This is a genomic window from Nocardia rosealba (genome assembly GCF_020216065.1).
GTDB lineage: Bacteria > Actinomycetota > Actinomycetes > Mycobacteriales > Mycobacteriaceae > Nocardia > Nocardia rosealba.
Genome location: NZ_JAIWNA010000002.1, coordinates 1,336,211 through 1,361,033 on the forward strand (window position 1 = coordinate 1,336,211; position 24,823 = coordinate 1,361,033).

Here is a 24,823-nt window from a genome sequence, read left to right on the forward strand (position 1 = left end):
TCAGGAACCCTCCGACCGCAATCGGGTGGTCTTGGTCGAGCGGATGTCGAGCGCGAGTTCGTCGGCGGCCGCGACCTGACCGCGCAGCTTCACCGTCCCGTCCTTCTCGTCGACTTCGACGACGGTGCGAAGCAGTTTGGCGGTGGACTCGTGTCCCGAGGCGGCGGCCAGTTCCACCGCGCGGCGCAATTTCGCGGTGGCCGTGGACAAGTCGCCCTCGCGGCGCGCGGCAAGGCCTTCCTGGACGGCCTGGGCGAGTTCGACCTGGCCGGTGTAGTGGGCGACGCGGGTGCTGATCCTGGTCGACAGGGTGGAGTCGGTGGTCCACACCGCCCGAACCAGTCCCTGACCGAGCACGTCCTCACCCGCGAGCACGCTGAGACGGGCCGCCAGCTTCTCCCGCCCGGGCGCGGCCGGTTCCAGTTCGATCTGCAGGTGGTATTCGCGTTCCTCGGCCGCCCACGACGACAGCGGGTAGTCCCCCACCTGCGCACCGGAATCGGTGCGGCGCCCGGTGAGGTCCTCCAGCACGGGCGCGACCTGCTTGACCATGCGCACCCGCGCACCCGCCGGAGTCCACACGCGCAGGGTGAGTTCCGGGATCACCCGGGCCGCCGACGAGCGCATCATGGCGGCGAAATCGGCCGCCAGGTCCTTGGGATCGGCGACGATATCGGCGCCGCCGGACAGCTTCGAGGAGATCTTGTGCAGATCGGCCGCCGCCCAGTCGGCACCGACACCACGGCAGTCGCAGACGAAAAGCCCTTCAGCGCGGTCGAGTTCGGTGGCCAGCTGCTCGGGGGTCTCGTGTTCGTTCTTACCGTCGGTGAGCAGGATGGCGTGCGCCTGAGCACCCGGATGCCCGGCGGCGACCTGGCGGGCGAGGGCGAGCCAGGACCCCATGGCGGTGCCGCCGTCGGGCCGCAACCGATCGAGGGCCCGCTTGGCGGCGGTGCGGTGGGTGTGGTCGGCGGGCGCCGACAGCGCGCCGGTGGGGTAGATCATCCGCGCCGACTCGGTGCCCTCGATGATGGCGAAGGCGGTGCCGTCCGGGATCTCGTCGAGCGCGGCGCGCGTCGCGGTGCGCGCGTTCTCGAACTTGCGCTTGTGCCCCATCGACCCGGAGCAGTCGATGATGAGGATCTCGAGCCGGGGCGGCGGGGTGGCGACGGCGGCCAGTTCGGGGCCGGTGGTGACGGTGAGCACCGCGTCGACCACGCTCGCGCCCTCGGCGAGGAATTCGTTCTGGTCGACGGCGACCGAAATGCCTGCGCTGTCAGGGGAACTCATGACACTCCTGGATCGGGTACAGCGGCACGCGCGGGTACGGGGGCGAGCGCGACCGTGATGTTGTCGCTGCCGCCGCTGTCGAGCGCGAAGTCGGCCAGGGCGCGGGCCGCGGCCTGCGGGGTGGTCTCGACGGTGAACCCGGCGAGCGCGACCGGATCGGGCAGGTAGTTCCACAGCCCGTCGGTGCACAACAGCAGGGTGCCGGGTTCGGTGACGAGCATGCTCTGCAGGCAGTTCGCCGACCACGGTGCCTCGCCGCCGTCGGCGCCGAGCCAGCGCAGCAGGGTGTGCGCGCGTGGGTCGCGCATGGCGGCTTCCTCGTCCATGGCGCCCGCGTCGACGAGGGCCTGGGCCCACGAGTCGTCGACGCTGAGCCTGCGCGAGGCCGTCGGATCGCCCGCGGCGAGCCAGAACGCCCGGCTGTCACCGACATTGGCGACGGTGATCTCGGTGCCCTCAGGGGTGTCGCGCAGGATCGCCGAGACGTAGGTGCACGAGGGCGCGTACTCGGGGGTGCGTGACATGCCGCGCACCGCGGCGACGGCGGTGGCCAGTCCGGCCATCACGGCATCGGGGGCGGGGCGGCCGTCGGCGAGCGCGGCCAGCACCGCGTCGACGCCGGTGCGGGCGGCGGTGCCGGAGGCGGCCTGGGGGTCCTGGGAGGTCGAGACGCCGTCGCTGACGACGATCACCCGCACGCCGTCACCGTCGCGTACGGCGGCGGCGACCGCGTCCTCGTTGCGGGAGTGGCTGATTCCGCGATCGGTGAGGATGTACACCGGGCCGAGGTCTTCCTCGAAACGGTCCGGAACCGGTTTCGGGGTGCGGCACACCACGCACAGCCCGGCCTCGTAGCGTCGTTCCCCACAGGTGGGGCACTGCGGCACCGTGACCGGATCGTGCACCGGCAGGGCCGCCTTGCGCACCCCGAGTTCGCGACCGCAGCTCTCGCAGTACCGGTATCCCGCTCTGGCCGCGCCCGCGCAGTCCGGGCAGCCCGCGGCGGTCACAGCGTGGTCCTGGGGCGCACGTTGTTGGCCTGATCCACCAGCACGAAGCGGGTCCACATGTCGTCGGCTTCGCGCGCCAATGTCCGCAAGCATCGTTCCAACCCCGTCCGCACTCCCACTTCGGTGAATTCCACATCCAACAGCTTGCCTGGTGCACTCGGCCGATGTCCCGACCGGATCCAGTTCAGTGCCGCCTCGAGCACGTGCATGCGCACCCGCGCGGTGCGCGCACGCGAGTCGAGGCGCAGGTGCTCGACCCGCTCCCCCGCCTCGCGCAACGTGGCTTCGTCCAGTTCGGCCGGACCACGATCGGCCAGCAGCGTCTCCACGGCGCGCACGCGGGCCTCGGTGTACATCGACGAGGTGCGTTCGACCTGGTCGAGCACCCGCACCGCACCGGCGCGGTCGCCGTCCGCGCGGCGCAACCGGGCGGCACCGAAGGCCGCGGACAGATAGGTGTGGTCGGTGCACCAGACCAGGTCGTAGAGGGCGAGCGCCTCGCGGGGCCGGTCGCCGTGCTCGAGCGCGACGGCCAGGGCGAGTTTGGGCGCCGGTTCGCCGGGCAGCGCCGCGTAGACGGCCTCGAAATCCGCTGCGGCGCTGCCGTAGTCGCCCTTCAGCAGGGCGGCCTGGGCGCGATACCACACCGTGCGCCAGTCGAAATCCAGATCCAGGCCGGCGAGCCGGGCGAGGGCGGCGTCGGCGTCGCCTGCCTCGAGTTCGGCGCGCACGAGGCGCAGCGGGATCTCCACCGATTCCCCGGCGCCGGTCACCACCGCGCGCAGGCCCGCGGTGAGTGCCTGCTCGAGTTCGGCGGGGGTCGCGGCGTCGGTGGTGGCCAGCAGCGCGGCACCGCTGTCGCCCGGGTCGACGAGCGGCGCGGGCAGGGCGGCGACGACCGCGGCGGGTTCCGGTGTGGCGCCCTCGATTCCGAAGACAGCGCGGGCCGGGCCGAAGACGGCCGACATACCGGGGCGCGGTACACCGTCCTCGGCGGCGAGGACCTCGCGCAGCACACCGGTGAGCTGGTCGGCCATCTCACTCGTCGAGGCGAACCGGGCCAGCGGATCGGGGTCGGTGGCACGCAGCAGGAACCGGTACAGCGAATCGTGGCGGGCCAGCAGCGGTTCGGTGTCGGGCGTGGGCAGTGGTCCGAGGCGGCCGTCCACCGAGGGCACCCGCATCATCAGCACCGCGAGGGTGCGGCCGGCTGTGTAGATCTCGGTGGCCACGGTCGGGCCCGTTTCGGCGATCTCGGGTGCCTGGTAGCCGAGGGTGCCGTAGATCGGGGACGTGGTGTCGTCCATGGCGATCACGGCGCCGAGGTCGATGAGTTCGAGGCGTTCCTCGGTCTGCATCACGTTGTCGGGTTTGAAATCGCAGTAGGCCCAGCCACGCGCGTGCAGATAGCCCAGGGCGGGCAGCATTTCCAGCACATAGGCGATGGCCCTGGCCGGTGGCAGGTAGGCGTTGTGCGCGGCGCGGTAGTCGCGCAGGATCTGCTTGAGCGAGGTGCCGCCCACGTAGGCCATCACGATGTAGCCCACCGGTTCGCCGTCGGCGTCGGCGTGTTCGGTGAAGTTGTGGATCTTGACGATATTGGGGTGATCGACCTCGGCGAGGAAGCGCCGTTCGGCCAGGGCGGCGGCCTGCGCGTCGCTGTCGCCGGTGTCGATGAGGCCCTTGAGCACCACCCAGCGGTCGTTGACGCGGATGTCGGTGGCCAGGTAGATCCAGCCGAGCCCGCCGTGCGCCAGGGCGCCTTCGACCTTGTACTGTCCGCCGACCAGGTCGCCGGGTTGCAGGCGCGGCACGAACGAGTAGCGGGTACCGCAGTGCGGGCAGAAACCGCTGGTACGGCCCGGGATTCCGTCGTTGGTCCGGCCGACCGGCTTGTCGCACCGGCCGCAGTAGCGGTCGGATTCGGGGACCTTGGGGTCGGTGAGCACCGCCGACGCGGGATCCACGCGCGGTACCGGCGGCACCTCCACCAGTCCGGCGCCGAGCCGACCGCGCGCCGCCGATCGCGCCGAGCCCGAGCGGGTGCGCACCGAACGGCTCGAGGTGCGATTGGCGCTGATGGTCGCCGCCGAAGGGCTGTGCACGGGGGCGCTGATCGGGGCGGGCGCGGTGCCGCAGGTGTCACAGTAACCGTCGACGATCGTTCCGCCGCAGCCGGTTTCGGCACAGAGTCCGGGCGCGGTGACCTTCGGAGCGGCACCGGTCGAGGTGCCGACCGTCGGGGCAGGTGTTCGCCGGACGGCCGTGGTGTGGCCCGAACGCCGGGGCGGGGCCGGTGCGGCGCCGTGGACGGCGGCCGCCACGGGCGCGGTGCCGCAGACGGCGCAGTAGCCGTCCTCGATCACACCGCCGCAACCCGGTTCACTACAGATCATGCTGTCCGCCCCGCTTTCTCCCCGATGATCGAACGATAGTCGGCGACGGCCCGGGTGACGGCGGCCAGATCGCACGGTGTGCGTGTGAGCAGGCCGGCGGCGATGCGGTCGGCGGCGAGCACATCGCGCTCTTCGGCCACACCCAGGCGCGAGGCCTTGGCACGATAGGCGGCGAGCCTGCCCTGCAGCTCGGCCCGCCGATCGAGCAACCCCTGCGCCAATTCCGCTCGACGCGCGGTCTTGTCGGCCGCGTCGTCGGCACGTAGGCGCAGGGCGAGCAGGTGTTCGACGGTCGAGCGGGTCGGTTCCTCGCCGAGGGTCGACAGCTCGGCGAGCAAGGTCGCGACCGGCGCGCCGCCGGGCGGCAGCGCTCCGGTGTTGACCTTGCGTTCGGCGCGGGCGGCGGTGTCGTCGGCGCGACGCTGTGCATCGGCCAGGTCGATGAGCCGGGCCCGAAGTGCCGCAATGGCGGCAGGGAGATCGGTTGCCACCGAGAGGAATTCGGCATTGCGGACGGTTTCGGTCTCGATCAGCTCGGTGAGCGAGGCCAGTGCCGAGGTGATCTCACCGGGTGCGAAGCCGAGCGGGTCGGTGCCCGCGCGGCGCAGCAGGGCGGTCAGGGGTTCGGTGGCCGCGGCCAAGGCGCCGTTGGCCCGCTCCACCCGCTGCTGCAAGGGCGCGAGGGCGCCGAGTACCTGCCGGTCGACGGCCTCGACCTCCTCGGCGAACGGTGCGACGAACGCGAAGGCCGCGCGCATGCGGTCGAGGCAGTCGGCGATCCCGACCGTCACCACGGTTTCGCTCGGCCCGGTGAGCCCGCGCTGTGCCAACGGCACCGGAACACGGGCGATTTCGTGCGGACGCCCCCGCAGCAGGTCGGTGAGCCGGGCGCGGGCGCGGTCATCGATCCGGCCGCGCCCACGCACCGTCTCGGCCTCGGTGAGGATGGCGCGCACGCGGGCGAGGTCGTCGAAGAGTTCGCCGAGCGCCTTCTCCACCGGCGCCCATCGGCGCGCGGTCTCCCCCTCCGGTGGGTAGCGGCGCACCAGGGCGATGCCGGGGTGCCGGTCCAGTTCGAGCAGGGCGCTGCTCACCGTCGCCAATTCCGCGATGCGCCCGGCCAGTTCACGATCGATCTCGGCGGTGCCGAGTATCGGCGAACTCATCCGGCGTACCTCGGCGCGGGTGCGCCGGGCGACGGACCGAGCGCCGACAGATGCTGGGCGTAGATCCGTTCCCAGGTGCCGTCGCCGCTGATCCGTTCGAGCACGCCGTTGACGAAACGCACCAACTCGTCGCTGCCCTTGGGCACACCCACCGCGTAGGCCCCCGAACCGATGGGCGCACCGACGAGTTCGAGGTTGCGGTCCTGGGCGACCAGACCGGACAGGATCGGTTCGTCGCCACTGATCGCGTCGACGGTGCCCTGCTGCAGCGCGACGAGGCAATCGGTCCAGTTGGTCACGCCGAGCACGGTCGGCGGGGTCGGCAGGGTGAACAGCGGCGCGGCCGCGGTGGTGCCCTTGGTGACGCACACCCGTTTGCCCGCCAGGTCGGCGCCGGAGGCGATGCCTGCGCCGCGCGGTGCCGCGAAGCGTTGGGCCGCACGGTAGTACACACTCGAGAAGTCGACGTCGCGGCGCCGTTCGCAGGTGGCGGAGAAGGTGCGAACGATCATGTCGACCTTGCGCTCCTGCAGCAGCTGGATGCGGTCGGCGGCGGTCACCGAACGCAACTCGATGCGATCGGGGTCGCCGAACAGATCGCGGGCGATCTCGCGGGCCAGGTCGATGTCGAAGCCCTCTAGCCGCCCGGTGGACGGATTGCGGAACCCGAACATGTAGGTGTTCTGGTCGACACCCACCCGCAACCTGCCGTTGGCGACGATCGCGGCCATCGCCGATCCGGCGGGCATCGCCCCCGGTCGCGGCTGTGCGCGCGGCGCCAAGGTGGCCTCGGTATCGCAGGAGCCGGTGCCCTCGGCGGTCGGTGCCGAGGTGATCGCCTCGGCGCCCGGCAGCGGTGGCGCGACGGCGGTGGCCTCGATCGATGACGGCGCGGGTGCGTCACCGCAGCCCGCGAGCAGGACGGCCGTCGCGGCGAGAACCAGCGCGAACCGGGAACGACGAATGCTCACAGGAACTCCTTCAACCGTGGCCACAGGCCCGTGACCACCGCACCGGCCGCGGCGAGCAACAGCAGCAGGGTGCCGAAGGGGCTCAGCGTCAGGGCCGTTCGCGCGTCGTCGACGCCGTCGCGCAGATCGGTGCGTGCCTGGGCGAGGGCGTCGCGCAGTTCGCTGTCGAGGCGGGTGAAGCTCGTGGCCGAGCTCTCGGGGCCGGTACCGATGGCCTGGGTGACCGCGCCCGTGAAGTCGGCCTTCTCGTAGGCGGTGCGCTGGGCGTTGTGTCCGGCGTTCCAATTCGTCAGCGCGCGTGCGGCATCGGAGTCGGCGGCACCGGCGGCGGCCAGGCGCTGTTCCAGGTCGGCGGTGTGGGTGCGGAAGGATGCCTCGGGTGCGGTGATGTCGCCTCGGGTGATGAGCGCGAGGGTCTCGTCGGTGCGAGCCTGCTGAGCGAGGATGCGCGCGCCCGCCAGGTTCTCCACCCGCGCGCCCGCACCGGAGTCACCGGTGTCGAGCAGCTGGGCGGCGGTGAGCGTCGAGCCGACGGTCCACAGCAGGGCGAGCGCGGCCGCCGCGGCCGCCAGGGCCACACCTGGGTTCACCAGGCGGTTGGTGCGGCGCAGCAGGATCACCGAGGCCACCGCGCAGGCGAGCAACACCAGCAGCAGCAACAGGATCGACGTCAGCGGCAGGGCACCGATGCGCTGCTGATCGTCGCGGACGGCGGCGAAGCGTGCCTCGTTGAGCTGTTCGGCGTGCGGCAGCAGGGAGGTCTGCATGAGATCGGAGGCCTGGCGCAGATAGGCCGAGCCGACCGGGAAACCCTGGCGGTTGTTGGCGCGCGCGGTCTCCACCAGACCGGTGTAGGTGGGCAGATCGGCGGCGATGCGAGCCACGATCGCCCTGGTCTTGGCGTCGGTGGCGCCTGCCGTCGCCTCGGCGAGGGCGGCGGCGGCCTCGGCGAGCGCCTGCTCGTAGGTGTCGCGCACCTGCGGTGATTCGATGCCACCGGACAGGAAGGCGGTGGCGGCACCCGCGTCGGCGGCAGAGAGCGACACGTAGAGGCTCTGCGCGGCGAAGGCCAGTGGTTCGGTGCGATCGAGCACCTGTTCGGAGCGGACGATCTTGGCGTCGAGCTGTTGTCCCGCAGTCGATCCCGCGATCAGACAGGCCAGGGTGGTGAGGACGAGGACAACCCCGATCACCCCCGGTGTCGTCGCGGCGAACCGCCGCAACCACGTCCCCGCGTCACGGATGGTCGCCGGTAGGCGAGATCCCACACCGTCCTCCTCACTTCTCCCCGGGCGGTGTCTTCGATCGCGATCCTACGGGAGCGGCCGATAATTCGCCCGCGCGCGGGAAAGGCGCTCGCGCAACCCGATTCACCAGGCAAAAAGCGACGGGCCCGCCGCACCTTCCGGTGCGACGGGCCCGTGTGGCCGGCCGGTCAGGCGCTGGCGACCTGCTCGTCGGGTCGTGCGGCCGAGCGGGTCTTGCTGAACCGCAGCACACCGTCCTCGATGGGCGCCTTGTGCATGAGCGTGCGGTCACGGTAGTAGTTGTTCACCAGCTTCCAGGCACCACGCTTGCCCTGGCGCGGCATCTCACCGTTGCCGCGCTGGATGTAGCCCGAGGTGAGGGCGCCACCCATCAGCGACTCGTCGGCGTAGTCCTCCGGATCGGCGTGCACCTCGAAGGTGCTGTAGCCCCGGTCGCGCATGATGTTGAGCACCCGGCACAGGTAGGCGGCGGCCAGGTCGGCCTTCAGCGTCCAGGAGGCGTTGGTGTAGCCGATGATCATCAGGAAGTTCGGGATGTCGGAGTACAGCACGCTCTTGTAGGCGACCGTCTCGTTCATCTTCACCGGGTTGCCGTCGATCGACATCGTCGCGCCGCCCATGATCTGGACGTTGAGGCCGGTGGCGGTGACGATGATGTCGGCCTCGAGCTCCTGGCCCGATTCGGTGCGGATGCCCTTCTCGGTGAAGGTGGCGATGCGGTCGGTGACGATGTCGGCCTTACCGCTCTTGAGCACCTTGAACAGGTCGCCGTTGGGGACCACGCACAGCCGCTGGTCCCACGGGTTGTAGGACGGGGTGAAGTGCCGCAGGTCGACCTTGTTGCCGAGTTGCAGGCGCACCTGGGCCAGCATCAGCTTCTTGGCCAGCTCGGGGTTGGTCCGCGAGAGCTGGAAGCTGGCGCGCTGCAGGGCGATATTGCGGGCGCGGCCGATCTTGTAGGCGATCATGTCGGGCACGCGGGTCTTCTTGAACCCGATGGCGACCGGGTCGTCCGACGGCAGCGCCTGGATCCAGGTGGGCGAACGCTGCAGCATGGTGACGTGGGCGGCCTTGTCGGCCATCGACGGGATCAGCGTGATGGCAGTGGCGCCGGATCCGATGACCACGACCTTCTTGCCGGTGTAGTCGAGGTCCTCGGGCCAGTGCTGCGGGTGCACGATCTGACCCTTGAAGTCGTCCTGACCGGGGAACTCGGGCTGGTAGCCCTTGTCGTAGTTGTAGTAGCCGCTCGCGCCGACGACGAAGTTCGCGGTCCAGGTCTCGGTCTCACCGGTGGCCTCGATCAGGGCGGTGACGGTCCACTGCGCGGCGTCGCGGTCGAAGTCCAGGTGCACGACCTTACGGCCGAAGTTGATGTGATCGGTGACGCCGTATTCCTTGGCGGTGTCCTCGACGTACTGACGGATGCTCGCGCCGTCGGCCAGCACCTTGGTGCCGATCCAGGGGCGGAAACCGAAGCCGAAGGTGAGCATGTCGGAGTCGGAGCGGATGCCGGGGTACTTGAACAGGTCCCAGGTGCCACCGATGTTCTCGCGGCGCTCGAGGATCGCATAGCTGCGTCCGGTCTGCTCGCGAATGAGGTGACAGGCCGTGCCGATTCCGGACAGGCCAGCGCCGATGATCAGTACGTCGACATGCCGCGTCATTGAGGAAACTCGTTTCGTAGGGTCGTCGCCGCCCGGGCACCGTCGCCCGAGCCTGCCACGAGGTTACGTGTTTCGCATGGTTACGTCTAGTTCCGTGCGGCGGGTGGGAGTTGTGCGCACGGTGAGCATAATGCGTGACCTCATCGGATGCGCCGGTCAGCATGTTGCCATGAGTAAGCAACCACTGTCGTTCCATTGGTTCCTGCCCACCTACGGCGATTCGCGGGGGTTGGTCGCGGGCGGGCACGGCAGTTTCATGTCCGGTGACCGGCCGGCCACCCTGCGCTATCTCAATCAGCTCACCGCCGCCGCCGAGGACAACGGCTTCACCGGCGTACTGACCCCCACCGGGGCTTGGTGCGAGGACGCCTGGCTCACCACCGCGATGCTGGTGCAGACCAGCGAGACGCTCAAATTCCTGGTCGCCCTGCGGCCCGGCCTGGTCAGCCCGACCCTGGCCGCGCAGATGGCCGCGACCTTCCAGCGCCACTCCGGCGGCCGGTTGCTGCTCAACGTGGTCACCGGCGGCGAACCGAAGGAGCAGCAGGCCTACGGCGATTTCCTCGACAAGGAACAGCGGTACGCGCGCACCGGGGAATTCCTGCACATCGTGCGTGAACTGTGGCATTCGACCGAGCCGGTCACGTTCACCGGCGAGCATCTACGGGTGACCGAGGCGCTGCTCAGCGCGCGACCCGATCCGGTCCCGCCGGTGTTCTTCGGTGGATCGTCCGGCCCGGCGGGTCCGGTCGCGGCACGCTATGCCGATACCTACCTGACCTGGGGTGAACCACTCGACGCGGTGGCGAAGAAGCTGGACTGGATTCGTGGTCTCGCCGCGCTCGAAGGCCGGTCGGTCGACTTCGGGTTGCGCGTGCACGTCATCACCCGCGACACCGCCGCCGAGGCGTGGGCCGAGGCCGACCGGCTGCTCTCGGGCATCGCGCCCGGCGAGATCGAACGGGTGCAGGCGAGCCTGGCCCGCAGCGAGTCCGAGGGGCAGCGGCGCATGGCGCGCTTGCACAACGGGCGCACCGACAACCTCGAGATCGCCCCGAACCTGTGGGCCGGCGTCGGCCTGGTGCGCGGCGGGGCGGGCACGGCACTGGTCGGCTCGCACGCGGAGGTGGCCGAACGGCTGCTCGAGTACGCCGCACTCGGCATCGACCACTTCATCCTCTCCGGATATCCGCATCTCGAGGAGGCGTATTGGTTCGGCGAGGGGGTGCTGCCGATTCTGGAACGAAAAGGGTTGTGGCAGCACCCTTCCCAGGTTTCCGCGCCACCGGCCGTCACCCCGTTCACCGCGGCGGCCCACTGACGTTTCAGCCGATCGTCGCCGTGGCCTCGCCGAACCAGCGGGTGAGGCTCGCCGTGAGGTCGTGCCCGCCGTCATCGACCCAGGCGACGTGTCCGTCCGGGCGGAGCAGCACGGCGGGCAGGTCGACGGACTCGTCGATCAGGTGATCGACGCGGTCGGCCCAGCCCGTCACCGACCGCCCGCCGGACGAGTCGAGCAGGAGGCCACGGCCCGCGTGCAGGTGGTCGTAGAGGCGGCCGTCGGCCAGTTCCCTGTCGGGTAGCCGCCTGCCGAGCAGGTCGTGGCCGTCGCCCAGGTCGTAACGGATGCCGGTGGCGATGATCTTCTCGATCAGGTGCCGGGTGACCCCCTCGAAGTCCATCAGTTCGGACAGCACCCGGCGAACCGCCTGGGCGCCGGGATCGAGCGAGATCAGCGCCATCTGGGCGCGGGTGTTGTCCAGGACGTCGGCGGCCACCGGGCGGCGCTCGGCGGCGTAGCTGTCGAGCAGTCCTGGTGGTGCCCAGCCGGCGACCTCGGCGGCGAGTTTCCACCCGAGATTCATCGCGTCCTGGATGCCCAAGTTCAGGCCCTGGCCGCCGAGCGGCGGATGGATGTGCGCGGCATCGCCGGCGAGTAGCACACGGCCGCGGCGGTACTCGTCGGCCAGGCGGGTGGAGTCGCCGAACCGCGAAATCCAGCGGGGGGCGTGCGCACCGAGATCGGTGCCCGCGATCGCGATGAGCTGCTGCCGCAGTTCGTCGAAGGTGGGTGCGACGGTGCGGTCCCGCGCTACACCGGCGGCGGGCACGACCACGCGATAGAAGCCGTCGCCGATCGGCCCGGCGCCGAACCGCAGCTGGGTCCGGCGCACCTCGGTGTTCACGGCGGTTACCGTTTCCGGCGGCGCGGTCAATCGCATCTCGCCGAGCAGGGTGTCGGCCCGGCTCGGTTCGCCCGGAAAGCCGATGCCGACCAGCGAGCGCACCGTGCTGCGGCCACCGTCGCAGCCGACCAGGTAGCGCGCGACGAGACTGGAGCCGTCGGCCAGTTCGGCGGTCACCGCGTGCTCGTCCTGGGTGAGGCCGACCAATTCGGTGCCCCGCCGGATCTCGGCGCCCAGCGCCACGGCGTGTTCGGTGAGCAGGCGTTCGGTGACGGGCTGTGGTAGCCCGAGCACGAACGGGTAGGTGGTGTCCAGGCCGGCGGGCTGAGGTTTGGCGATGCCGGCGAAGTAGCCGCCGAGCGGGTGGCGCGAGCCGAGCGCGAGGAACCGGTCGACCAGCCCACGCTGGGCGAGGACTTCCAGGCTGCGGGCGTGCAGGCCGAGGGCGCGCACGACCGGGGTCGGCGCCGGATCCCGGTCGAGGACGACCACCCCGGCACCCTGCAACCGCAGCTCACCGGCCAGCATCATTCCCGTCGGACCCGCACCGACGACAATCACGTCGATCATCAATCCACCTCTGTTTCCGCTGGTCATACACTCAGGCAGGCGATTGTGCAGGACGACCGGGGGCTTGTGGCAAGACCCGGGGTGCGCTATATGTTGAGAGTGGCAGGGAGTGGTTCGACCTCCTTGCCATTGTTTTGTCCGAACTCTTTCCGTGGCCGCCGAGGCTTTTCGGTCCGCCCGCCGGAATCCCTCCTCGACTTGGCCCGCGATGTGCGCTGAACCGAGACCGATCGAGCACCCCGATCACGCGGTGTAGGCACGACCACGGCCGGAATATTGCACTCGATGCACGGCTGCACCCGATGCGAGTAACTGAGGATTCCGCGTGCGCAGCGCGGGCGAATTCGCCCCGACCTGCACGACCACGACGCCCGCCGTACTCGAAATTTTCCGGCTGTCACTGCTCGCCCGCACTCCGTGCACCGCGCACACCCACTCCCCCAAGCGATTTCGGCATCGAGTGCAGCGGCGGTTCCACGTGAATCAGGGCTCTACCGGCGGCTTCGCACCGATGCCTGAACGGTCGTCCAGCCCGGCGGCGATACGCTCGGCGCCGTGACCATCACCGTCGGCTTCGACCTGGACATGACGCTCATCGACTCGCGGCCGGGCGTGGCCGTGGCGATCGACACGCTCGCGCAGGAGTTCGACCTGCCGATGATCGGCGCGCGTTTCGCCGAGCACCTCGGCCCGCCGCTGGCCACCCTGCTCGGTGACGCGGGCGCACCCGACGACCTCGTCCCGCATCTGGTCACCCGGTACCGCGAGCTGTATCCGGATGTCATCGCGAGCATCCCGGCTCTGCCCGGCGCGGGCGACGCGCTCGAAGCGGTACGGGCGGGCGGCGGGCGCGCCCTCGTCGTCACCGGCAAATACGAACCGCACGCCCGTCTGCATGTGGAACATCTGGGGTGGGACGTGGACCGGGTGGCCGGTGATCTGTGGTCCACCGGGAAAGCGGCGGTGCTCCGCGAGGAATCGGCGTCGATCTTCGTCGGCGATCACGCCGGTGACATGCGCGGAGCGAAAGCGGCCGGTGCGTTCGCGGTCGGTGTGACCACCGGCCCCTACGATGCCGACGGACTGCGCGCGGCCGGCGCCGATGTGGTGCTCGACGGTCTCACCGGTTTCGCCGACTGGCTGGCCGGCCATACCGCCGCCTGATCCGCGAAAACGCCTGTGCGATGAACCTTTCGGAACCCTGCGGGTCGCGCGGGCGTTGACCGATCATGTCGACGGACCCCTACTGGAACCACAACACGCACTACCACCCCTGGCTGCTCGAACAGGTGCCCGTGCACGCCCGCACCGCCCTCGATATCGGTTGCGGCGACGGCCTGCTCGCCCGCAAACTCGCCACCCGCTGTGATGCGGTGCTCGGCATCGACATCGACCCCGAGGTCATCGCGAACGCACCGTCGACGCCCCACGTGCATCTGGACAAGGCCGACTTCCGCGACCTCGACGACACCTTCGACATGGTGACCGCCGTCGCCACCCTGCACCACGTCCCCGTCCGCGAAGGCATGGCGGCGCTGCGCGACCTCGTCGCTCCCGGCGGCACGCTCGCGGTGGTCGGGCTCTGGAAGATGCACCCGCTCACCGACATCGGCTACCTCCCACTGCTACCGGTCGTCTGGGCCACCGACCGTCGCCACCGCCGCGAAGCAGGCGGACCGAACGCGACGATCCGCGATCCGGAGGAAACGCTCGGCGAGATCCGGCGAGCCGCCGAGGAATTCCTGCCGGGCTCGCGGATTCGCCGCCGCCTGCTGTGGCGGTACACGCTGCTGTGGCAACGACCCCGCTGACCCGCCGATCCCGATCACCGCACCTGGCCCGGTAGCCCGCTGTGATCTGAATCGCAGTTGCTCAACTCACCGCGGGCGTCGGCGCGAACCCGGTGATACAGTCCGGCCAGTTTTTCGACGGGGAGGGATTCTCATCAGCACAACGCCGACAGTTCTGTGGCGCACCGGTTTCGGGGTGCCACGGTGACGCGGACAAGATGGATCGTGGTCGGCATCCTGGCCTCCGTGGTCGCGGTGATCGTCGCGGTGGTCACGGTCGTCGCGGTGACCGGGCCGAAGGATCCGCGCGAGTTCGTCGCCGAGAAGTACCAGCGTGCCCGCCAGCTCGACCAGGCCAACGACGGCCTCGCCTTCACCACGGCCGCCGCGCCAGCCGCGGTCGCGGCCGCCATCGCCAAGGCCACCGAGCCGCGCGACCGGCGCAACACCGGCGACAACCACTATCTGCGGTTCGACAAGGACCTCGTCGCGGTGTCGCCGCACGCGGGCGGTTCGCTCGTGCTGGTCGACAGCTGGGCCAACGGCACCCGCCGCCACCACTCGCACACCAGCAGCTACGGCTGGACCAGCGGTTCCGCGGCGGGTGACTACCGCGGTGGCGGCAGCGACAGCGGCGGCAAGTAGTTCATTCGGGGCATCTCGCCTCACAAGCACAGGAGGACACTCATGCTCGCCGAACTGGGGGCGGACGCGGGCGCCGCGCTCGCCTATTCCGCGGTGGGAATCGTGTTGATGGCCGTCGGATTCGGGCTCGTCGACCTGCTCACCCCCGGTGATCTGCGCGCTCAGATCTGGATCGAACGCAACCGCAACGCCGCGACCCTGCTCGCCTCGAACCTGTTCGGCACCGGCATCATCGTCGCCACCGCCATCTGGACCTCCGACGGGGAGATCGTGAAGGCACTGCTGGCGAGCGCGGTGTACGGCGTGATCGGGCTGGCCGCGATGGCGTTGGCGTTCGTGCTGCTCGACGCGCTCACCCCCGGTGATTTCCGGACCGTTGTCGCCGATCCCGAACCGCACCCGGCGGTCTGGGTGACGGCATCGGCCCATGTCGCCGTCGCGCTGGTGGTGGCCGCGGGCCTCACCTGATGCCCACCCACCGCCTGGCGCGGGCGGCGCTGCTGGCGACGGTATTCGTCTGCGCCGCCTGCGGTCTGGTGTACGAGTTGTCGCTGGTGACCCTCGGCAGCTATCTGATCGGTGACACCGCCGCGCAGGCCTCGATCACCCTGAGCGTGATGGTGTGCGCGATGGGTGTCGGTGCGCTGGTCGCGAAACCGTTGCGCCCGTACGCCGCCGCCGCGTTCGTCGCGGTGGAGCTGGCACTCGCGGTGATCGGCGGGTTGTCGGTGGCGGCGCTCTACGCCAGCTATGCCTGGCTCAACGTGTACACCGCCGCGCTCGTCGTGGCGGCGGCGGTGATCGGGATGCTCGTCGGCGCCGAGATCCCGCTGCTGATGGAGCTGTTGCAGCAGGTGCGCAAACAGGAGGCCAGCAGCGCGGTGGCCGATCTGTTCGCCGCGGACTATGTCGGCGCGCTGCTGGGTGGTCTGGCGTTCCCGTTCCTCCTGCTGCCGGTGTTCGGGCAGATCCGCGGCAGCCTCGTGGTGGGTGTGGTGAACGCGATCGCCGGTCTGGCGTTGGCGTTCTTCTTCTTTCGCGACCGGATGACCCGCGCCACCCGGCACACACTGATCGCCATGACCGCCGTCGTCGCCTGCGGCCTGTCGAGCGCCTACCTGTACGCCGACCGTTTCGAGGCAACCGCGCAGCAGGCGCTGTTCGCCCATCCGATCGTGTGGCAGACCCGCACGCCCTATCAGCAGATCGTGCTCACCGAGTCGTTCTCGCCGTTCGCCACCACCGACACCCGGCTGTTCCTCAACGGCGGCCTGCAGTTCTCCTCCGTCGACGAGTACCGCTACCACGAGGCGCTGGTGCATCCGGTGCTCGCCGGGTCACGTCGCTCGGTGCTGGTGCTCGGCGGTGGCGACGGGCTCGCGCTGCGTGAGATCCTGCGCTACCCCGATGTGGAGCGGGTGACGCTGGTCGAGCTCGATCCGGCGATGGTGGAGCTGGCCCGCACCGACGACCGGCTCACCGAACTGAACCGGCACGCCTTCGACGATCCGCGCGTGCGGGTGGTGAACGCGGACGCCTTCAACTGGTTGCGCGGTGCACCAGGGCTTTTCGACGCGGTGATCGTCGACCTGCCCGACCCCGACCAGACCTCGGTCGCCAAGCTGTACTCGCAGGAGTTCTACGCGATGACCGCGAACGTCCTGGCTCCCGGCGCCCGCCTGGTGGTGCAGTCCGGTTCCCCGTTCTTCGCGCCCCGCTCCTTCTGGACCATCGATGCCACCCTGCACGCCGCCGGCCTGCACACCACCCCGTTCCATGTGGACGTCCCGAGCTTCGGCGACTGGGGGTTCGTCCTCGCGGCGAGGAACGAGCCCCCGATCCCCACCCTGCGCTCCCCCACTCCCCTACGCTCCCTGGACGAGACAACCCTCACCGCCGCCACCGTCTTCCCCCCGGACCGCCGCCCGAAGGACCCCGGGGTCTCCACCCTCATGCACCCGGTGATCCTCGACCTCCAACGCCAGGAATGGCGCTGAACCCGGCCCCGCCGCACGCCGGGTTCCTGACATCGACACCGAGGTCCTGATCCTGACAACCCGGTGAGCCGGATCGCCGGGACGGCACTGAATCCGGTTCAGCCGCACGCCGAGTCCCAGGACCGACCGAGGTCCTACTCCTGATACGCCCCGTGACCCAGGACGCGCAGCGCGGGGCATGGCGTCGGGTCCGGCTCACCCACAGGCCAATTGGGCTCCCATGATGGTCAAGGCCAGCACCGCCACCGCAGTCGACAGCGCCCGTCCCTGTCGCCGCATACGCCGGCCGAGACGGTTGAGCCGGGCACCTGCGCCCGTCGCCACGGCGCGCACCGCCGCACCAGCACTCAGCGCGGCCGAGGCCAGCCCGCGTCGCGCCCGGCGGTACACCGCGACCAGCGCTACGGACCGCAGCCGGTCCCCGAATACGGACGCGGTGTCCACAGATCCCGCGCCTTCTTCGCCACCCGCGCGGCGGCGCCGAGTCCGTCGGAACGCACCGACGACGGTCAGGATCAGAGCGGTGATGAGCATCGTCTTCCCCTCCCGCTCAGCGTGTTCCGGCCGGAACGGCTGGTGCTGATCGACGCTTGCCCGGTGCGGTGACGACGCCGAAGGCGATCAGGCTGTCGGCGGTGTCGCGGACCGTCTGCTCCACCGGGCGCATGGTCCAGCCGAGTTCGCGGCGAGCCTTCTCGGCGCTCACCCGTTCGGCGCGGCCGAGGACCGGCACGGTGAGGCGGACGGTCTTGTCGAACAGCGCGACCAGGCGGACCAGGGCGTTGGGCAGTACCCGCGTCGGCACGCGGAAGCCCTGGGGGCCGAAGTCGCGGGCGAGCATGCCTGCCAGCTCCCCCATCCACAGCGGCTCACCGCCACAGATGTACCGGTTGCCTGCTGCCGCGGGCACTTCCATCGCGAGGCGGTGGGCAGTGGCGAGGTCGCGCACGTCGACCGGGGACCAGCCGGTGCGCACCGAACCCGGGACGTCGCGGGCGAGCAGGCGCTGGATCGGTGCGTGCGAGGTGCTGGTTCGTGGTTCGAGCAGCGGCCCGAGGATCATGCCCGGGTTCAGCACCACCAGTTCGAGATCGCCGGTGTCGCCGAGGGATTCGACGTACTCCCAGGCGGCACGTTCGGCGAGGGTCTTGCTCTTCTGGTAGGCCGGAATCCGGTCGACGACCGACCAGTCGTTCTCGGTCCGCACGTCGCCGTTGTCGTGTCCGTAGGCGACCGCCGCCACCGACGACGTGAGCACTACCCGACGCACCCCCGCCGCGGCGGCCGCGCGCAGCACCCGAAGTGTGCCCTGCACGGCGGGCTCGATGAGGTCGCGCTCGTTTTCCGGTGGACTGTCGGGGAACGGGGAGGCGACGTGCAGCACCGTGTCGCAGCCCGCCACCGCCTCGGCCCACCCGGCATCGTCGTCGAGCGTCGCGGCGGCGAATTCCAGGTCGCCGCCGGTGCGGCGGGCCGGCTCGGTGAGGTGGGCGCGCTTGGCGGTGGCGCCCAGATCGCGCACGGTGCCGCGCACGGCGTATCCGTGCTCGAGCAGTTCGGCGACGCAGTGTCCGGCGACGAAGCCGGTGGCGCCGGTGACGAGAACCCTTGCGGTCATGGTGTTCTTCCGTTCCCTCGGAGGAGCCCACCCATCTGAGCGGTGCTCAGATAATCTAAGCACCGCATAGATATCCTGTCCAGTGCCTATTTTCCCGGGCGCGTCGCCTAGGCTCGGAGGAGTGAAGCGCACCAGTTACCACCACGGCGACCTGCGAGCCACCCTGATGGCGGCGTGCCTGCGCCTGATCGAGAGCGAGGGGCTCGCGGCGGTGAGCCTGCGCCGGGTCGCGCGCGAGGCCGGGGTGAGCAGCGGTGCGCCGTACCACCACTTCGCCGATCGCGCCGCGCTGCTGTCGGCGCTGTCGGTCGAGGGCTTCCAGCGCCTGGCCGAGGAATTGATCGCCACGCGGGCGCAGGCGAGCAGCCCACTGGCCGCGCTCACCGAACTCGCCGCCACCTATGTGCGGTTCTCCCGCGAGAATCCGGCCCTGTTCCGGCTGATGTTCCGGCCCGAATTGTCGCAACCGGACAAGCATCCCGACGCCGCGCACGCCGGTGATACCGCCTTCGGCGTGCTCGCCGACACCGTCACCGAATGTGTCGCCGCCGGACAGCTTCCCGCGAACCAGGCCGACACGCTGGCCGTGGCGTGGTGGAGTCTCGGGCACGGACTGGCATCGCTGTGGCTCGACGGCCACCTCGAAAAGCGCAGTGAGCAGCTGGGAACCAACGCGCCCGACCTCGTCGACGAGATCATGCGCGCCTTCACCGCGCTCGTGGCCACCCGTACCTGAAAATTTTGCGGTGCGGGGTGTGGCAGCGGCCCTAGAGTGGGTAAGGCTGTTCTACCCCAGTGCGCCCGAACACGAGCAGGAGGCCCGATGGCTGAGACTGTGAAACTCGATCCCGCGGTCGAGGCGTTCGTCGACGCGCTCAACGCCCAGGACACCGACCGCTTCTACGGCGTGCTCGCCGAAGACGCCACCATGTCCGACGACGGCGTGGAACGCAACCTCGCGCAGTGGACCGAGGCCGAGATCTTCAGCGCCAACGGGCATCTGGAGGTCGACACGGTGGAAGCCGACGGACTCGAGTTCACCGCCGACTACACCAACAGCCGGTGGGGTTCCATGCGCACCACCTGGCGATTCGATGTGCGCAACGGCCTCATCAGCCGCTTCGAGACCGGACAGGCGTGAACGAACTTCTCCTCCCGCGTTACGGCCACGCGTCGCTGGCCGACCTGCTCCCCTCGATCCTGGCCTGCCTCGGCGTGCCCGGCGAGCACGACCGCCTCGGTCTCGAGCTGGATGTCGACCATGTGTGCGTGCTGCTCGTCGACGGTCTCGGTGCCACCGCGCTGGACGCCGAAAGCGCTGCGGCGCCGTTTCTTTCGGGATTGCCTGCGGCCACCCTCGATGCCGGTTTCCCGAGTACGACGGCGACCAGCCTGACCACCCTCGGCACGGGTCTGCCGCCGGGTGAGCACGGCACCGTCGGCTACACCTTCCACCTGCCGGGGCAGGACCGTCTGTTCAACGGCCTGCGCTGGCAGCTCACCGGCGACGGTCCGAAGGTCGACGCGATCGCCGAGTTCCCCCCTGAGCGAATCCAGCCGCACCGCACCACCTTCGAACGCGCGACCGCCGCGGGCATCGCGGCCGTCCAGGTGGCACCGAGCTACCAGGACGGCTCGGGTCTCACCCGCGCCGGCTGGCGCGGTGGCGGTTTCCGGACTGCGTTCTCGGTGGGCGACCTGGTCGACGGGGTGCTCACCGCGCTCGGCTCGGCACCGAAAAGCCTTGTCTACACCTATCATTCGGATCTCGACACCACCGGGCACGCGCGTGGCCCGCAGACCAGGGCATGGCGGTTCGAACTGGCCAACGTCGACCGGATCGCGGCCGAGCTGGCAGGCAACCTACCGCCGCGCTCGGCGCTGATCGTCACCGCCGATCACGGCATGGTGCCGCTGGTGCACCGCATCGACTTCGACACCCACCCGCACCTGTCCGAGGGTGTGCGCGCGCTCGGCGGCGAACCGCGCGCCCGCCACGTCTACACCGAAGCGGGGGCCACCGAGTCGGTCGCCGACACCTGGACGGGCACGCTCGGTGACGAGTTCGTGGTGCGTACCAAGGCCCAGGTCATCGAGGCCGGGTGGTTCGGCCCGCGCGTGCACCCCGAGGTGGCGGCGCGGATCGGCGATCTCGTGGTGGTCGCCACCGGGACGAGCGGGGTGATCCGCAGCGGTGCCGAACCCCTGCAATCGCAGATGCCCGGCCATCACGGGTCGCTGACCGCCGACGAACTGCTCGTGCCGTTGCGAATCCACCGCAGCTGACCGCTGTGTTCGATGGTGCCGACCCGCGAGGGCCCTGCGTGGACACGCTCCGCTACCGCCTCCGGGCCCGCCGCGATCGGCATCTAGTCTGAAGCGGATCCCGGCGAGTCGTCCCGGGCGCGACCTTTCAGGAGGAACCATGCACGCCACCCGCAGCGGCGCCGTCGCGGTCGGACTCGCGGTGCTGGCGGCACTGATGACCGGCTGCTCCGATGTCGAGCGCCTGCTCAACCAGGGCGGCGACACCCCCTGCCGCGATTACATCAACCAGGAGCCGGACACCAAGCGGATCACCATCACCAAGGCGATCAAAGAGCAGACGGGCAACGACAACGAACCGGCGGGCACCGTGGTCGACGCGATGATCGTGCAGGTCGATCTGCTGTGCGCGGGCCAGCGCAATATCGACACCCCCATCAAGAACGCCGATATCGCGGGCCTGTTCCTGAACAAATAACCGACCACGCGTCAAGCCGACGCGACAGGGCACACCCCGGTGACCCGGTAGTCCGCAAGCGATCCCGGCCCACGCCGGTGGCACACCTGATAGACAGGAACAGCCACCGACGAGCAGGAGTGAACGTGGGCGCATCCGACGATCCGATTCCCGGATCGCCCAGGCCCGACGGGCTCGCGGACTATCGCGGCGCGATCGAGAAGCAATGGAACCGCCTCGCCGCCCCGTCGCGTCCACTGCAACTGCCCCGCGACACCGGACCCGTGCGCCGGGAGGTGGCCAAATCCTGGCAGCGTTCCCTGCACACCGTCGACCCAGCCCAGACCGTCGCCCCCGGGCTCGACGACATCAGCGGCCGCTGGCGTGAGTCACCGCTGCGCAGGCCGGTGACCGAACTCGCGGGCCAATTGCGTGGTATCGCCGAGGATTCCGGCTACCTCGCCGTCGTCAGTGACGAATCGGGCACCATCCTGTGGACAGCGGGCGACCGCACCCTGCGCCGCCAGGGTGAGCAGGTGAACTTCGCCCCCGGCGGGGTGTGGGACGAAAGCCATATGGGCACCAACGGCCTGTCGCTCGCCCTGCACGACGACCGGGCCTGCACCGTGTTCTCCGCCGAACACCTGGTGGCCGCCCTGCACGGGTGGGTCTGCTATTCGGCGCCCATCCACGGACCAGACGGCCGCACCGTCGGTGTCCTCGATCTGTCCTCCACCTGGGAACGCTCGCACCCGATGGTGATGACCTCGGTGCGCGCCCTCGTGACGGCCGTGGAGACCATGCTGCGCGCCGAGGCACCCACCCCCGTTCCCGGCGTGCGTCTCGAATGTCTCGGCGCCGCAAGGCTGCTGCGCGACGGCCGACCCGTCCCGCTGCCGCCGCGCCAGCTCGAGATCCTCGCCCTGCTCGCCCTCGAACCCGACGGGTACACCCCGGAACAGCTGCACGCCGCCGTCTACGGCGATCGCGCGGTATCGCTGAACACGCTCAAAGCCGATGTCTCCCACCTGCGCCGGGCGACCAGGGGCGAGATCACCAACCGCCGGTACATGCTCACCGGCGCGGTGTCGTGCGACGCGGTGGAACTGCTCGCGGCCATCGAGGGCGGCGACCTCACCTCGGCGCTGTGGCTGTATCGCGGACCGCTGCTACCCGGCTCGGACCTGCCCGGCGTGCACCAGTGGCGCGACCACCTCGATGTCGGCCTGCGCGACGCGGTGCTGGCCAGCGATCGCCCCGAGCACGCGGTGGCCTTCGGGCAGCGCTGCCCCGCCGATGTCGCCGTGCACGAACACGCCCTGCGACTGCTGCCGCGCGACGATGTCCGCCGAGCCGTCGTCACCGCCCGCCTGTACACCGCGCGCCAGGGCTGACCTGCGCAAACGGTACGACCAACCTCGCACCAACCTTCGCCGACCATAGTGTGTCCCACCACGCACGAGGTCGCGAGGAGCGAGACGCATGATCTACGGCAAGCCCGGATCGGATACCGGCATAGTCAGCTATGCCGCCCGATACGACAACTTCATCGGAGGCGAATGGGTCGCCCCCGTCGAAGGCCGCTATTTCGACAACACCTCCCCGGTCGACGGCGAGGCGTTCTGCGCCGTGGCCCGCTCCGGCGCCGCCGACATCGACCTGGCACTCACCGCCGCCCGCCGCGCCGCTCCCGGCTGGGCCGCCACCTCCCCGGCCGCCCGCGCGGGCATCCTGCTGGCCATCGCCGACCGCATCGAGAACAGCATCGAACCGCTGGCGGTAGCCGAGACCTGGGACAACGGCAAACCCGTCCGGGAGACCCTGCACACCGATCTGCCCCTCGCCGTCGACCACTTCCGATATTTCGCCGGGGTGCTGCGAGGACAGGAGGGAACGATCTCCACGGTCGACAGCGAGACCGTGGCCTACCACCTGTCCGGCCCGCTCGGCGTCGTCGGACACATCCTGCCGTGGACCTACCCGATCCTCACCGCCGCATGGGAACTCGCGCCAGCCCTCGCGGCAGGCAACTGCGTCGTACTCGAACCGGCCGAGCAGACCCCGGCCTCGCTGCTGCTCGTCGTGGAGCTGATCGCCGACCTGCTGCCCGACGGTGTACTCAACGTGGTCAACGGATTCCGGGCGGAGGCGGGCGTCCCGCTGGCGCGCAGCCCGCAGCTGGACAAGCTCACCTTCACCGGTGACACCGCCACGGCACGGCTGATCCTGCGGCACGCCGCCGAGAACATCGTCCCGGTGTCGCTGCGGCTGGGTGGCAAGTGCGCCAATGTGTTCACCGCCGACGTGCTCGCCGCCGACGACACGTTCCTCGACAGCGCCGTCGAGGGATTCGTGATGTTCGTCCTGAACCAGGGTGAGGTCGGCACGTGCCCGTCGCGTGCGCTGATCCACTCGTCGATCTACGACGAGTTCCTCGCCCGCTGCATCGCCCGCACCGAGGCCGTCGTGTCCGGTCATCCGCTCGACACCGAGACGATGATCGGCGCACAGGCCGGCAACGACCAGTACGAAAGGATCCTGTCCTACTTCGATATCGGCAGAGCCGAAGGCGCCCGCGTGCTGACTGGAGGGGAAGCACGCAAGGTCGACGGCCTGCCGGGTGGGTACTACATCGAACCCACCGTCTTCGAAGGCGACAACTCGATGCGGATCTTCCAGGAGGAGATCTTCGGCCCGGTGCTCGGGGTGACCCGCTTCGACACGCTCGACGAAGCGGTGCGGGTCACCGACGACACCGCCCACCGCCTCGGTGCGGGCGTGTGGACCCGCGATCTGGGCACCGCGCACCGGTTCGCGGGCGCGGTCGGCACCCGGCGGGTGTGGGCCAACTGCTATCACCCCTATCCCGCGCAGGCCGCGGGCGAGAACACCGCCATGATGCTCGGGCGCTACCAGCGGTCCAAGAACCTGCTGGTGCGCCATTCGACGACGACACCAGGGATGTTCTGATGCAGAACACGATCCACCGCGTGGATATCACCGAACGCGCCCAGGACCTGCTGCGCCGCGTCATCGAGGACAACGGCCCGGTGCTGTTCCGGCAGGCGGGCGACTGCTGCGGGGACAACTCCGCGCCGATGTGCTTACCCACCAGGCAGTTCCCGATCGAGCAGAGCGACATCCTGCTCGGCCGGTTGAGCTGGCACACCGAATTCTGGGTCAGCCCGGAACAATTCGAGTGCTGGAAAGACACCCACCTCACCATCGATGTGACCCGTGGGCCCGCCTCCGAGCAGTCCCTCGAAGCCTCGCACGGCCTGCGATTCGTCCTGCGCGCGCGGCAGTTGACCGCGGCGGAGAACGCGGCGCTCGCGGCCGCGCCGCCACCGCGCACCGGTGCCGACCGCACGCTGTAGGCGCGGGAGAAGACCTGACCTGGCCCACCCCTCCGGGTACGCCAGGGCACGGCGAGCCCCCGCCGACTGGGCCATCGCGGCTCAGCCGGCGGGGCGAGCTCGAAATCGTCCCGAATGCCAAATCGCGTCTCGCTCAGCGAGACCCGTGCG

General features: G+C 70.1%; 23 protein-coding genes. 13 read left to right on the top strand and 10 right to left on the bottom strand.

The window, feature by feature from the left end:
* From LDL21_RS13210 to LDL21_RS13240, 7 genes are all read right to left on the bottom strand, one after another.
* Positions 1-1,290 carry a VWA domain-containing protein gene (locus LDL21_RS13210; RefSeq protein WP_225280263.1) on the bottom strand — a complete coding sequence of 430 codons (1,290 nt, stop codon included), beginning with the start codon at positions 1,288-1,290 and terminating at the stop codon, positions 1-3.
* On the bottom strand, positions 1,287-2,300 hold the full coding sequence (locus LDL21_RS13215; RefSeq protein WP_225280264.1) for a PP2C family protein-serine/threonine phosphatase: 1,014 nt from the start codon (positions 2,298-2,300) through the stop codon (positions 1,287-1,289). Before LDL21_RS13215 ends, LDL21_RS13210 begins: the two co-directional genes overlap by 4 nt.
* Entirely contained in the window at positions 2,297-4,696 is a 2,400-nt protein-coding gene (locus LDL21_RS13220) for a serine/threonine-protein kinase (protein WP_225280265.1), read from the bottom strand. The genes LDL21_RS13215 and LDL21_RS13220 overlap by 4 nt, the downstream gene beginning before the upstream one ends.
* The gene (locus LDL21_RS13225) at positions 4,693-5,862 is read right to left on the bottom strand and encodes a hypothetical protein (protein WP_225280266.1); all 1,170 of its coding nucleotides are present in this window, start codon (positions 5,860-5,862) and stop codon (positions 4,693-4,695) included. Before LDL21_RS13225 ends, LDL21_RS13220 begins: the two co-directional genes overlap by 4 nt.
* Complete coding sequence (locus tag LDL21_RS13230) at positions 5,859-6,833, bottom strand: glutamate ABC transporter substrate-binding protein (RefSeq protein WP_372462166.1); 975 nt, start codon at positions 6,831-6,833, stop codon at positions 5,859-5,861. Before LDL21_RS13230 ends, LDL21_RS13225 begins: the two co-directional genes overlap by 4 nt.
* Positions 6,830-8,101, bottom strand: a complete 1,272-nt coding sequence (locus tag LDL21_RS13235) for a GlnX family signal transduction membrane protein (RefSeq protein ID WP_225280267.1) — start codon at positions 8,099-8,101, stop codon at positions 6,830-6,832. Before LDL21_RS13235 ends, LDL21_RS13230 begins: the two co-directional genes overlap by 4 nt.
* A 167-nt stretch (positions 8,102-8,268) precedes the next feature.
* Positions 8,269-9,768, bottom strand: a complete 1,500-nt coding sequence (locus LDL21_RS13240) for a flavin-containing monooxygenase (protein ID WP_225280268.1) — start codon at positions 9,766-9,768, stop codon at positions 8,269-8,271.
* A gap of 169 nt (positions 9,769-9,937) precedes the next feature.
* Between LDL21_RS13240 and LDL21_RS13245 the strand changes: the two genes are divergently transcribed.
* Entirely contained in the window at positions 9,938-11,089 is a 1,152-nt protein-coding gene (locus tag LDL21_RS13245) for an LLM class flavin-dependent oxidoreductase (RefSeq protein WP_225280269.1), read from the top strand.
* A 4-nt stretch (positions 11,090-11,093) separates the two neighbouring features.
* Here LDL21_RS13245 and rox read toward each other — a convergent pair whose 3' ends face one another.
* Complete coding sequence (gene rox, locus LDL21_RS13250; protein WP_225280270.1) at positions 11,094-12,524, bottom strand: rifampin monooxygenase; 1,431 nt, start codon at positions 12,522-12,524, stop codon at positions 11,094-11,096.
* Positions 12,525-13,079: 555 nt separating this feature from the next.
* Between rox and LDL21_RS13255 the strand changes: the two genes are divergently transcribed.
* The 5 genes from LDL21_RS13255 (at position 13,080) to LDL21_RS13275 (ending at position 16,956) form a co-directional block, all read left to right on the top strand.
* A complete protein-coding gene (locus tag LDL21_RS13255) occupies positions 13,080-13,688 on the top strand; it encodes an HAD family hydrolase (protein ID WP_225280271.1) in 609 nt (202 codons plus the stop codon).
* Between the two features lie 65 nt (positions 13,689-13,753).
* Positions 13,754-14,335, top strand: coding sequence for a class I SAM-dependent methyltransferase (locus tag LDL21_RS13260; protein WP_225280272.1), 582 nt, complete (start codon positions 13,754-13,756; stop codon positions 14,333-14,335).
* 183 nt (positions 14,336-14,518) lie between these two features.
* Positions 14,519-14,959: a DUF4247 domain-containing protein gene (locus LDL21_RS13265; RefSeq protein WP_181696315.1), complete on the top strand. Its 441-nt coding sequence runs from the start codon at positions 14,519-14,521 to the stop codon at positions 14,957-14,959.
* Between the two features lie 42 nt (positions 14,960-15,001).
* On the top strand, positions 15,002-15,427 hold the full coding sequence (locus LDL21_RS13270; protein ID WP_067492240.1) for a DUF350 domain-containing protein: 426 nt from the start codon (positions 15,002-15,004) through the stop codon (positions 15,425-15,427).
* Complete coding sequence (locus LDL21_RS13275; RefSeq protein WP_225280273.1) at positions 15,427-16,956, top strand: polyamine aminopropyltransferase; 1,530 nt, start codon at positions 15,427-15,429, stop codon at positions 16,954-16,956. The genes LDL21_RS13270 and LDL21_RS13275 overlap by 1 nt, the downstream gene beginning before the upstream one ends.
* Before the next feature lie 195 nt (positions 16,957-17,151).
* On the opposite strand, the gene LDL21_RS13280 is transcribed toward LDL21_RS13275, so the two are convergent.
* Both LDL21_RS13280 and LDL21_RS13285 read right to left on the bottom strand, forming a co-directional pair.
* Positions 17,152-17,490: a hypothetical protein gene (locus LDL21_RS13280; RefSeq protein ID WP_225280274.1), complete on the bottom strand. Its 339-nt coding sequence runs from the start codon at positions 17,488-17,490 to the stop codon at positions 17,152-17,154.
* Between the two features lie 16 nt (positions 17,491-17,506).
* Positions 17,507-18,574: an NAD-dependent epimerase/dehydratase family protein gene (locus LDL21_RS13285; RefSeq protein ID WP_225280275.1), complete on the bottom strand. Its 1,068-nt coding sequence runs from the start codon at positions 18,572-18,574 to the stop codon at positions 17,507-17,509.
* 121 nt (positions 18,575-18,695) lie between these two features.
* On the opposite strand from LDL21_RS13285, the gene LDL21_RS13290 reads away from it, so the two are divergent.
* The 7 genes from LDL21_RS13290 to LDL21_RS13320 all read left to right on the top strand — a co-directional run bounded on the left by LDL21_RS13290 (position 18,696) and on the right by LDL21_RS13320 (position 24,673).
* Positions 18,696-19,310 (top strand): TetR/AcrR family transcriptional regulator, encoded by a 615-nt coding sequence (locus tag LDL21_RS13290; RefSeq protein WP_225280276.1) that lies wholly within the window; start codon positions 18,696-18,698, stop codon positions 19,308-19,310.
* A gap of 87 nt (positions 19,311-19,397) precedes the next feature.
* The gene (locus tag LDL21_RS13295) at positions 19,398-19,715 is read left to right on the top strand and encodes a nuclear transport factor 2 family protein (protein WP_181696320.1); all 318 of its coding nucleotides are present in this window, start codon (positions 19,398-19,400) and stop codon (positions 19,713-19,715) included.
* Entirely contained in the window at positions 19,712-20,860 is a 1,149-nt protein-coding gene (locus LDL21_RS13300) for an alkaline phosphatase family protein (protein WP_225280277.1), read from the top strand. Before LDL21_RS13295 ends, LDL21_RS13300 begins: the two co-directional genes overlap by 4 nt.
* Before the next feature lie 139 nt (positions 20,861-20,999).
* Positions 21,000-21,317, top strand: coding sequence for a hypothetical protein (locus LDL21_RS13305; RefSeq protein WP_225280278.1), 318 nt, complete (start codon positions 21,000-21,002; stop codon positions 21,315-21,317).
* A gap of 119 nt (positions 21,318-21,436) precedes the next feature.
* Positions 21,437-22,690, top strand: a complete 1,254-nt coding sequence (locus LDL21_RS13310) for a transcriptional regulator (RefSeq protein WP_225280279.1) — start codon at positions 21,437-21,439, stop codon at positions 22,688-22,690.
* 88 nt (positions 22,691-22,778) lie between these two features.
* Positions 22,779-24,266 (top strand): aldehyde dehydrogenase family protein, encoded by a 1,488-nt coding sequence (locus tag LDL21_RS13315; RefSeq protein ID WP_225280280.1) that lies wholly within the window; start codon positions 22,779-22,781, stop codon positions 24,264-24,266.
* Positions 24,266-24,673, top strand: a complete 408-nt coding sequence (locus LDL21_RS13320; protein WP_225280281.1) for a DUF779 domain-containing protein — start codon at positions 24,266-24,268, stop codon at positions 24,671-24,673. The genes LDL21_RS13315 and LDL21_RS13320 overlap by 1 nt, the downstream gene beginning before the upstream one ends.
* Positions 24,674-24,823: the final 150 nt, after the last annotated feature.

Bases quoted from the DNA above. Each gene is read 5' to 3' on its own strand.
- LDL21_RS13220 (WP_225280265.1), bottom strand. From the start codon at position 4,696: ATGATCTGTAGTGAACCGGGTTGCGGCGGTGTGATCGAGGACGGCTAC.
- LDL21_RS13275 (WP_225280273.1), top strand. From the start codon at position 15,427: ATGCCCACCCACCGCCTGGCGCGGGCGGCGCTGCTGGCGACGGTATTC.
- LDL21_RS13270 (WP_067492240.1), top strand. From the start codon at position 15,002: ATGCTCGCCGAACTGGGGGCGGACGCGGGCGCCGCGCTCGCCTATTCC.
- LDL21_RS13225 (WP_225280266.1), bottom strand. From the start codon at position 5,862: ATGAGTTCGCCGATACTCGGCACCGCCGAGATCGATCGTGAACTGGCC.
- LDL21_RS13285 (WP_225280275.1), bottom strand. From the start codon at position 18,574: ATGACCGCAAGGGTTCTCGTCACCGGCGCCACCGGCTTCGTCGCCGGA.
- LDL21_RS13295 (WP_181696320.1), top strand. From the start codon at position 19,398: ATGGCTGAGACTGTGAAACTCGATCCCGCGGTCGAGGCGTTCGTCGAC.
- LDL21_RS13320 (WP_225280281.1), top strand. From the start codon at position 24,266: ATGCAGAACACGATCCACCGCGTGGATATCACCGAACGCGCCCAGGAC.
- LDL21_RS13260 (WP_225280272.1), top strand. From the start codon at position 13,754: ATGTCGACGGACCCCTACTGGAACCACAACACGCACTACCACCCCTGG.
- LDL21_RS13315 (WP_225280280.1), top strand. From the start codon at position 22,779: ATGATCTACGGCAAGCCCGGATCGGATACCGGCATAGTCAGCTATGCC.
- LDL21_RS13210 (WP_225280263.1), bottom strand. From the start codon at position 1,290: ATGAGTTCCCCTGACAGCGCAGGCATTTCGGTCGCCGTCGACCAGAAC.
- LDL21_RS13305 (WP_225280278.1), top strand. From the start codon at position 21,000: ATGCACGCCACCCGCAGCGGCGCCGTCGCGGTCGGACTCGCGGTGCTG.
- LDL21_RS13245 (WP_225280269.1), top strand. From the start codon at position 9,938: ATGAGTAAGCAACCACTGTCGTTCCATTGGTTCCTGCCCACCTACGGC.
- rox (WP_225280270.1), bottom strand. From the start codon at position 12,524: ATGATCGACGTGATTGTCGTCGGTGCGGGTCCGACGGGAATGATGCTG.
- LDL21_RS13240 (WP_225280268.1), bottom strand. From the start codon at position 9,768: ATGACGCGGCATGTCGACGTACTGATCATCGGCGCTGGCCTGTCCGGA.
- LDL21_RS13280 (WP_225280274.1), bottom strand. From the start codon at position 17,490: ATGCTCATCACCGCTCTGATCCTGACCGTCGTCGGTGCGTTCCGACGG.